This is a genomic window from Roseibium sp. (genome assembly GCF_050301095.1).
Classification (GTDB): Bacteria; Pseudomonadota; Alphaproteobacteria; order Rhizobiales; family Stappiaceae; genus Roseibium.
In genome coordinates this window covers 1-8,302 of sequence record NZ_JBNKYW010000026.1, presented here as the reverse complement: position 1 = coordinate 8,302, position 8,302 = coordinate 1, and the positions used below count along the sequence as shown (strand labels likewise).

Genomic DNA, 8,302 nt, shown 5'->3' with positions numbered 1-8,302 from the left:
TGGATCGTCGCCGAATTGGTGCACATACCTTTCGGCCAGGCCATGCTTGCCTATGCGCCCGGAGGGCTGGAAGTCATGACCCTGCTGGCCTTCATGCTCGACCTGGACCCGGCCTTCGTCGCGGCTCATCAGATTGCGCGTTTCACGGCGATGATTCTGGTGCTGCCGTTTGTGACAGCTCTGGTGCTGGGCAAGAAGTAAGCGGGCAGATCGAACACCTGAGATCAGGAATTGATAAAATGCAGCCTGTCGAAGGTTCGCCGCCATTCGGCAACACGTCCGGCCAGAGTCTCGGGATCGTTCGACCGTAGCGCCTCGGCGATCAGCCTTGCGAGTTCGGGCATTTCTGTTGCTGTCATGCCCCAGCGCACCAGTTCCGGCGTACCGAAGCGAAGGCCGTTCATGTCGCCGTCGACGGGAGCAACGGGCAGGCCGATGCCGCAGGCAAGAAAGCCTGCCTTTCGGAGTTTTTTGGATGCTGCCTGCCCGCCGCCGAAGGCGGCTGCTTCCAGGGCGAACTGATGGGATTCGGTCATGCCGTTTCCGGTTGAGAAAACCGGCATTCCCGCTTCCGCCAGCGCAGCCGCAAGGGCTTTGGCAGTTGCCACCATTTCGCCGGCATAAGCCTTGCCGTGCTCCCGCCAGTCCAGCAGCGTGACCGCAAGCGCTGCCGATTTCGCAACGTCGAAATTCGCGGTCAGACCCGGAAAGGCGATGGCGTCCAGTTTTTCCGAGAGGTCCCGGTCGTTTGTCACGATCAGGCCGCCGGCGGGGCCGCCGAGGCTCTTGTATGTGCTCATGGTCATCATGTGAGCGCCCTCGGCGAGCGGGTCATCAAAGACGCCGCCGGCAATCATGCCGCACTGATGCGCTGCGTCGAACAGTACGAAGGCTCCGACTTCGTCGGCAATGGCACGGATTTCGGCGACCGGATGCGGGAAAAGATTGAGGCTCATGCCGATGGTGATGAGCTTCGGGCGGACTTTCAGAGCAAGATCGCGCAATCCATCGAGGTCGATCGTATAGCCGTCTGCATCGACAGGAGCTTCGTGGATCGTGAGGCCGTAAAGGCCTGCACAGCCCGGAGCATGATGGGTGACATGACCGCCAACCGAAGCGGGCGGAGCGATGATGGCATCGCCCGGCTTGGTGGTCGCCATGAAGGCGTAAAGATTGGCAAGTGCTCCGGACGCGACACGAATTTCCGCATAGACAGCGTTGAAGATCTCGCAGGCGAGATCCGCTGCGATCACCTCGATTTCTTCAATCGCCTCCAGGCCCATTTCGTATTTGTCGCCCGGGTAACCGAGAGACGGTCGCGAGCCCAGACCGCTGGAAAGCAGCGCTTCGGCGCGCGGATTCATGACGTTGGTCGCCGGATTGAGATTGAAGCAGTCCCGCTCGTGGATCCGGCGGTTTTCGGTGGCAAGTGCGTCGATGCGGTCGGCGACCTGCGCCGAGGACATGGTCCGGGTGTTGCCGGTGATGTCATCGATCCTGTCAGCAGCCGCGGAAGGCAGCCAGGGGCGAAGCTCGTGTGCACTCATGTTCGGTTCTCCAACTTTCTGCTGGAAGTTTCGTCATATGCTTGCCTTGCGGCAAGCGAGATTTTAGAAATTCAAGGGCTAGAAAAATTGAGGCTCAAGGTGCCCGTATCCCCTCCCGTACCCAGACTGCCATCGCTGAATGCCTTGAGGGCCTTCGAGGCGGCGGCGCGCCTTGGCGGTTTCGCCCAGGCTGCCGAGGAACTGCATGTCACCCCGGGGGCGGTCGCGGCCCAGATCAAGTCTCTCGAAGATGACATTGGGGCGCCGCTCTTCGCCCGGCACGCCCGCGGGGTTCGGCTGACCCCGCTGGGGCAACGGGCGCTGCCCGGGTTTGTTGCGGCTTTCGACTTGCTGGGGGAGAGCATAAGAGATCTAAGGCGCGACGCGGCACCGCGAAAGATCCACATCGCGGCCCTGCCGGCGCTGGCCCAGCTCTGGCTGGCACCACGGCTGTCCGCCCTGCGGCAACAACTTCCGGGCATCGATATTTCCGTCACGGCGATGGAAGTGCCGCCAAACCTGAAGCGGGTGCCTTTCGACCTCTGCCTGTTCTACCGGGAGGACCCGCCGGAGGGTGGGATCCGGGTCTCCGGCGACGAACTCTTACCGGTCTGCGTTCCCGAACTGGCCCGGACGCTCAAGAGCCCGCAGGATCTGAAGGCCGTGACCTGTCTGACCGACACGGCCTGGGCAACCGATTGGCAGTCGTGGGCGCAGGAAGCCCTGCCGGGAGAAGCCTTTGCCCCGATTGGTCCCGTCTTTTCGCTCTATGCGCTTGCCCTCAATGAAGCCCTCAATGGTGTCGGCGTGCTCATGGCGCACAGGTCCCTGGTTTCCCGTTATCTGGCTTCCGGCGCCCTCATCGCGCCCTTCGACATCCCGGTTCCGCTCAAGGCGGGCATCTGTCTCTGGCGTCTTCCGGGGGGACAAGGCGGCGAAGTGGCGGGAAAGGTCATGGCTGCCTTGCAGCAGGGCATATAGCCGAAGCCCTCTCTCCACGCGCAATGGCGAGGAACCGTCGGACCATGGTCGGATCAAGTCGACTGTCCCGGCGGGCGAACGTCTGAAGCGGAACCGCAGAGGTCCGGCAGCGGAGGGCATAGGTCCGGGGGCACTTCGCAACCGGCTGGTAGAAAGGGATCATTCGCGCAGACGTTTTTCCAGACTGCGAGGACGACCATGCAGAATATCTCAAAACCCGTAGCCCGCCGGTTCCTGACATTGTCCGTGGCCGCCATCATTGCCTTGATCCCGGCAAGCCGCTTCGACATCGACCTGGGAGGCATTCATTCGCTGGGAGGGCAGGCTCTGGCAAAAGACGGCAGCGACGATGGTGGCAACAGCGGTTCCGGCAGCGATAGCAGCGGGAGTGGCAGCAGCGGCAGCGACGACAGCAGCAGCGACGACAGCAGCGGCCGGGGAAGCGGCGACGATTCTGGTGGCGACAGCGACAACTCGGGGAGCGGCTCGGACGATGACGATGACCGTCAGGGCCGTGACAGAGACCGCGACAGGGATCGTGAGCGGGACCGTGACGGAAAGAGAAAAGCACGTGCCGGCAGGGACAGTTCGCCTTCCGCGGAGATTCGGGGAGCGCATATCGAGGTTCGCTATGCCAATGGTTTCAAGGACGAGATCGAAAACGGGGTATTCGAGCGCAAGGATCCGGCAGGAAGGACCGTGAGCCGCCGGCCGGCAACGGATGCGGACCGTGCGAGACTGACCGGCGCTGCAAACCGGCTTTCACGATCCCTGTCGAACGCCCGTTCGCGCTCCGCCCGCACGGTCCATGTCGAAATCTCGGGAAACAATGTGGAAGTCCGCTATTCGGATGGCTGGAAGGAAGAGGTCGAGAACGGCCGGTATGAACTGAAGGATCCGAACAACAATACCGTCATCCAGCGACAGGCCAGACAATCGGATCTGGCACGTCTGCGCAAATTGGCCGGAAGGTAACGCGGGGTCCGTACGCAGGGGCGGAAAACGTCATCAGAAAGGGGGGCGTCAGCTCCCCTTGCTGCCTTTTTCCCAGACGTCGTGGGCAAGAATGGCGGCCTCGACCCTGTTGCGAACATGCAGTTTCTTCAAGATCGCGGTCATGTAGTGCTTGACCGTTTTTTCCTGAAGGTCGAGCGAAAGCGCGATTTCCTTGTTGCTCATTCCCTGCGCAACCAGCCGCAGGATCTGCTCTTCTCGTTTCGCGAGATCTTCAAGCCGGGTTTCGGGACGAGGTTGCCGTTGACCGGAATTGAACACCTTCAACAATTTTGCCGCCAGCGTGGGAGACACGTAGGAGCACCCCTGAGAGATTTCTCCGACGGCGTTGCACAGTTCGCGCCCGCTGACTCCCTTGAGAATGTAACCATGCGCGCCTGCCTGCAAAGCCGCCATCACGTCGTCCTCCGCCTCCGATACCGTCAGCATGGCGATCCGTGTTTCCGGATGGTGTGAAGCTATGGCCGCAGCGGCGGAGATGCCGCCTCCGGGCATCGATATGTCCAGAAGGACGAGGTCCGGCCGGGTTGCCTGTACCAGTTGCAACGCCTCGTCGGCATTTTCACCTTCCGCGACAATGTCGAACTGATCTTTTTCGGCGAGCGTCCGGCTGACGCCTTCGCGAAACAGCGGGTGATCGTCCACCACGACAATCCGGATGGGGGCGGTCATTCGAGTTCATCTCCTTGCTGCTCCAGAACAAGACGCAGGCATGTCCCGTGGCCGGCGGAGCTTTCAATCTCAAGCCGGCCTCCCTGGCTTTCGATGCGGTGACGCAGGCCGGGAAGGCCAAGGCCCCGTTGATGGAGGTCGTCGTCCGGCTTGGATGAAAGACCCGGACCGCTGTCGCGCACACTCACGACCAGTTTCCCGTCTCTTCCCGTGGCTTCGACACGAATGTCCTTGCCCTCGCCATGGCGGCTGGCGTTTGACAAGGCTTCCTGAAGGAAACGAAAAACACAGATCTTGCGGGAATGATCCAGTTCAGCCGTTTCCAGTCCCGCAATATCGACCTCGACGGCATCGCCGGTGCGCGACTGATGTTCCGAAACCGCCTTGCGAACCACGGTCTCCGGTGCCTGGGAAGCGATTTCCGGCAGGGCGAGGCCCCTGCATATGCTGCGGATATCGGCCATGGCCTGATCAAGGCTGGAGCGCACGCCCTCGGACAGGCGCCGCCTTTCGTCCCGGTTTTCGACCTCCACGACACTGTCCAGCCGCAGGGCGCCGAGAGACAGAAGCTGTGCCGGACCGTCGTGAAGATCCGCACTGATGCGCCGCAGGTAGCGCTCGTTCATCTCCGCCGTACGTGCCGACGCATGTTCGACCCTCTGCCTCAGCTGGCGGTTCTGTTCGACAAGCCGTCCGAGCTCGGAAATCCTTTCGGTAAGGGCTTGTTGTTGCTTCGTGATCGTTCGGCTGCCGTTTTGTACGATCCCGAACAGCAGGAAAGAGGCGGAGGCCATGACCAGCATAACCACGATCCATGTGGTGACCCTGGCACGGAGCAACTCGCGTTCCAGATCGTCGGCAACCTCGTAGAATTCGGCCACGGCAATGACCGAGCCCGACCAGACCTCCCGGATGGGGCTGTAGACCTCCAGAAGCGGCCGGTTCATGGCGCGTTCCGCCGCTGCCTCCTGCCCGTCGAGATCGGAAAAGGAAGCCACGACCTTGCCGGCCCAGGCGGCCTGCAACTCCTCGCCCGGCGGGAAGGTCTTGCCGATGAGATCGGGATTGCTTGCATAGGCCACGAGGCCGCCCGGTTTCCATATCTTGTAGGACACCACGTGTTCGCCAAGTGGCGTTTCCCGGAAAATTTCGGTCAGTGCCTGAACCGCTCCGGGAGAGAGCTCGTCCGATCGGGCCAGTTCCTGGCTGGCGGGAGAAATCACGCTTTCCATATAAAGCGCCGTCGCATTGGCGGTGTTGGCGACTACGCCGCGTTCGATACGGTCCGATACCCAGACCGCCATCGTGACGGCTGCCACGAGCATGACCAGTCCGCCGGTCAACGCAAACCTCCGCGAGAGCGACAGTCTCGAATAAGAGACCTGCGACATTGCACTGGATGTTCGGGCCGGCTGCTTCATGGCTCAAGGATATCCCAGCCTTCCACCCGGTTCCATTCGGACCTAGGTCCGAGTGAAATGCCGCCAATTGGTCTGATCGGGGCGATCGGCTGGTTTCCGAAAGCCGCTTACTGGACATGACTGAAAAACTGTCCGACAAGGCAGGCGAGGCATATTCATTCAAATGGGGACTTTCTCCAAGACTGGTGACATCGAATGAGCAGGTTCTGGAGTCCGATTGTTGAAAATCTGGCGCCCTACACGCCCGGCGAGCAGCCGAAGGATCGTGTCTTCATCAAGCTCAACACCAACGAGAATCCCTATGGGCCATCACCCATGGCATTGGAAGCCATCCGGAACGGAGCTGAAGACGATTTGAGGCTCTATCCCGATCCGTCGGCAACGGACCTCAGAAGCGCGATAGCATCGAGTTTCGGCGTGACCGCGGATCACATCTTTGTCGGTAATGGTTCCGACGAAGTCCTTGCCCATGCCTTTCACGGATTTTTCAGCGGCAAGGCACAGGTGCTCTTTGCGGATGTCACTTACAGCTTTTACAAGACCTTCTGCGAGCTATATGCGCTTCAGAAGCAGCTGGTCCCTTTGAACGAGGCGTTCGAACTGGAACCGTCAGATTATCGCGGCACCTGTGGCGGCATCGTCATTGCCAATCCGAATGCACCTACGGGCGTGGCTATTCCGCTGTCGGGACTTGAACACATCCTGCAGCAGAACCCTGATACCCTTGTCCTCGTTGATGAAGCCTATGTCGACTTCGGCGCTACAAGCGCGGTACGGTTGGTGCCGAAGTATGAGAACCTGCTTGTTGTGCAAACCTTTTCCAAGTCGCGGAGCCTTGCCGGATTGCGCGTGGGATTCGCGGTTGGCCAACCCCAACTCATCCAGGCGCTGCGACGTATCAAGGACAGCTTCAATTCCTATCCGCTTGGCCGGCTTTCGCTGAAAGGGGCACTTGCAGCCTGGCAGGACCGGGACTGGTTCGATGAAACGCGCCTGCGCGTCATGGCGGACCGTGACCGGTTGGCGGAAAGACTGAAGACCCTGGGGTTTCGTGTCCTGCCATCGTCCGCGAATTTTCTGTTCGTGAGCCACGAACGGGTTTCCGCCGCGAAGCTGCTCGCGGACCTGAGATCGGAAGGCATTCTTGTCCGCCATTTCGATCAGCCCCGCATCGAGAATTTTCTCCGGATTTCCGTCGGCACCTGCAACGACTGCGACAGGTTGCTGGCCGTCACGGAAGACCTGGTGGGGCAGGCGGGCTGACGGGCGTCGGACATTCCACGCTCAGGTTTTTTCGGTGGAAAGCCACTCGCGGGCTTGACGCTAGACGAAAGAGGCAGCTGCGGAGCCGGCGTTCGCTTGCCGCTGTACCCGGCGTGACCGCTCGATCCCTGACCAGATACCGGAGCAGGCGGGATTACGGGTTTTCGCTCAACCTCTTGACAAAAGTCAGGGCAACCGGCGCAAACAGTCTGGCATTATTGGCCAACCCGGACCAGCCTGTGAAAATCGTCCTGCGACAATGCGTCAGGCGTATGCGACATTGTGCAAACTGCGGAGCACTCACTTAAGCTAGTAAGACCCCATTGATATGAATCAACGCGGCTCATCTAGAGTCGTGCTCATGGTCGTGCCATCGTTGGCACCTTGTAACGATTTCATAGACTGGGGCGCTAAAATGGCACAAAGCAAGGCCAAAATAATTTCGCTCGAGGAAGGCGGTTTCGCCATCTTCCTTGTGCTTCTGGCATTTGCCTGCATCATCGTGGCAGGCAAGACATTCGATCAGGTCATGGCATTTCATGCCGGCATCGGCGCATTGTTCGCCGCCGTCGGCGTGTTCGTGATCTTCAAAAACTACTTCAACGACGGCGGGGAACCGATCCCGGCCGAAATCAACGGCAAACCCAACTACAACTTCGGGCCGGTCAAGTTCGGTTCGGTGGCGGCCATGTTCTGGGGCATCGCCGGATTTCTCGTTGGTTTGATCATCGCGTTGCAGCTCGCCTTTCCGGCGCTGAACTTCGATCTGCCGTGGACCAATTTCGGTCGTCTGCGGCCGCTGCACACGTCCGCGGTGATCTTCGCCTTCGGCGGCAACGTTCTGCTGGCTTCATCCATGTATGTCGTTCAGCGGACCTGCCGGGTGCGCATGCCGGGCAGGATCCTGCCGTGGTTCGTGATCCTGGGCTACAACGCCTTCATCGTCATCGCTGGCACGGGCTACCTGCTCGGCGCCACGCAGAGCAAGGAATACGCGGAGCCGGAATGGTACGCCGACCTGTGGCTGACCATCGTCTGGGTCTTCTACCTGCTGCTGTTCCTCGGCACGCTCTGGAAGCGCAAGGAACCGCACATCTATGTGGCCAACTGGTTCTATCTGGCGTTCATCGTCACGATCGCCATGCTGCACATCACCAACAATCTGGCGGTTCCGGTCTCGATCTATTCGACCAAGTCCTACATCGTCTGGTCGGGCGTGCAGGATGCCATGGTGCAGTGGTGGTACGGCCATAACGCGGTGGGCTTCTTCCTGACCGCCGGCTTCCTGGCCATCATGTACTACTTCATCCCGAAGCAGGCCGACCGGCCGGTCTATTCCTACCGCCTGTCGATCGTTCACTTCTGGGCGCTGATCTTCCTCTACATCTGGGCCGGTCCGCACCA

Annotated in this window: 8 protein-coding genes; 5 read left to right on the top strand and 3 right to left on the bottom strand. The window is 60.5% G+C overall.

Annotated features, from left to right (window positions below):
- Positions 1–201: AbrB family transcriptional regulator (locus ACQY7U_RS01625; RefSeq protein WP_428641299.1), on the top strand; the 201-nt coding region annotated here is incomplete at its 5' end.
- Positions 202–224: 23 nt separating this feature from the next.
- Here ACQY7U_RS01625 and glyA read toward each other — a convergent pair.
- Positions 225–1,547 carry a serine hydroxymethyltransferase gene (gene glyA / locus ACQY7U_RS01620; RefSeq protein ID WP_428641297.1) on the bottom strand — a complete coding sequence of 441 codons (1,323 nt, stop codon included), beginning with the start codon at positions 1,545–1,547 and terminating at the stop codon, positions 225–227.
- A gap of 99 nt (positions 1,548–1,646) precedes the next feature.
- Here glyA and ACQY7U_RS01615 point away from each other — a divergent pair, with 99 nt between their 5' ends.
- Together ACQY7U_RS01615 and ACQY7U_RS01610 are read left to right on the top strand one after the other, a co-directional pair.
- On the top strand, positions 1,647–2,528 hold the full coding sequence (locus ACQY7U_RS01615; RefSeq protein WP_428641295.1) for a LysR family transcriptional regulator: 882 nt from the start codon (positions 1,647–1,649) through the stop codon (positions 2,526–2,528).
- Between the two features lie 198 nt (positions 2,529–2,726).
- The gene (locus ACQY7U_RS01610) at positions 2,727–3,503 is read left to right on the top strand and encodes a hypothetical protein (RefSeq protein WP_428641293.1); all 777 of its coding nucleotides are present in this window, start codon (positions 2,727–2,729) and stop codon (positions 3,501–3,503) included.
- Between the two features lie 48 nt (positions 3,504–3,551).
- Here ACQY7U_RS01610 and ACQY7U_RS01605 read toward each other — a convergent pair whose 3' ends face one another.
- Together ACQY7U_RS01605 and ACQY7U_RS01600 are read right to left on the bottom strand one after the other, a co-directional pair.
- Positions 3,552–4,214 carry a response regulator gene (locus tag ACQY7U_RS01605; RefSeq protein WP_428641291.1) on the bottom strand — a complete coding sequence of 221 codons (663 nt, stop codon included), beginning with the start codon at positions 4,212–4,214 and terminating at the stop codon, positions 3,552–3,554.
- Positions 4,211–5,557, bottom strand: a complete 1,347-nt coding sequence (locus ACQY7U_RS01600) for a sensor histidine kinase (protein WP_428641289.1) — start codon at positions 5,555–5,557, stop codon at positions 4,211–4,213. Before ACQY7U_RS01600 ends, ACQY7U_RS01605 begins: the two co-directional genes overlap by 4 nt.
- 273 nt (positions 5,558–5,830) lie before the next feature.
- On the opposite strand from ACQY7U_RS01600, the gene hisC reads away from it, so the two are divergent.
- Together hisC and ACQY7U_RS01590 are read left to right on the top strand one after the other, a co-directional pair.
- Complete coding sequence (hisC, locus tag ACQY7U_RS01595; RefSeq protein WP_428641287.1) at positions 5,831–6,898, top strand: histidinol-phosphate transaminase; 1,068 nt, start codon at positions 5,831–5,833, stop codon at positions 6,896–6,898.
- Positions 6,899–7,313: 415 nt separating this feature from the next.
- Positions 7,314–8,302, top strand: a 989-nt coding sequence (locus tag ACQY7U_RS01590; RefSeq protein ID WP_428641285.1) for a cbb3-type cytochrome c oxidase subunit I, incomplete at its 3' end; no start/stop codon positions are given.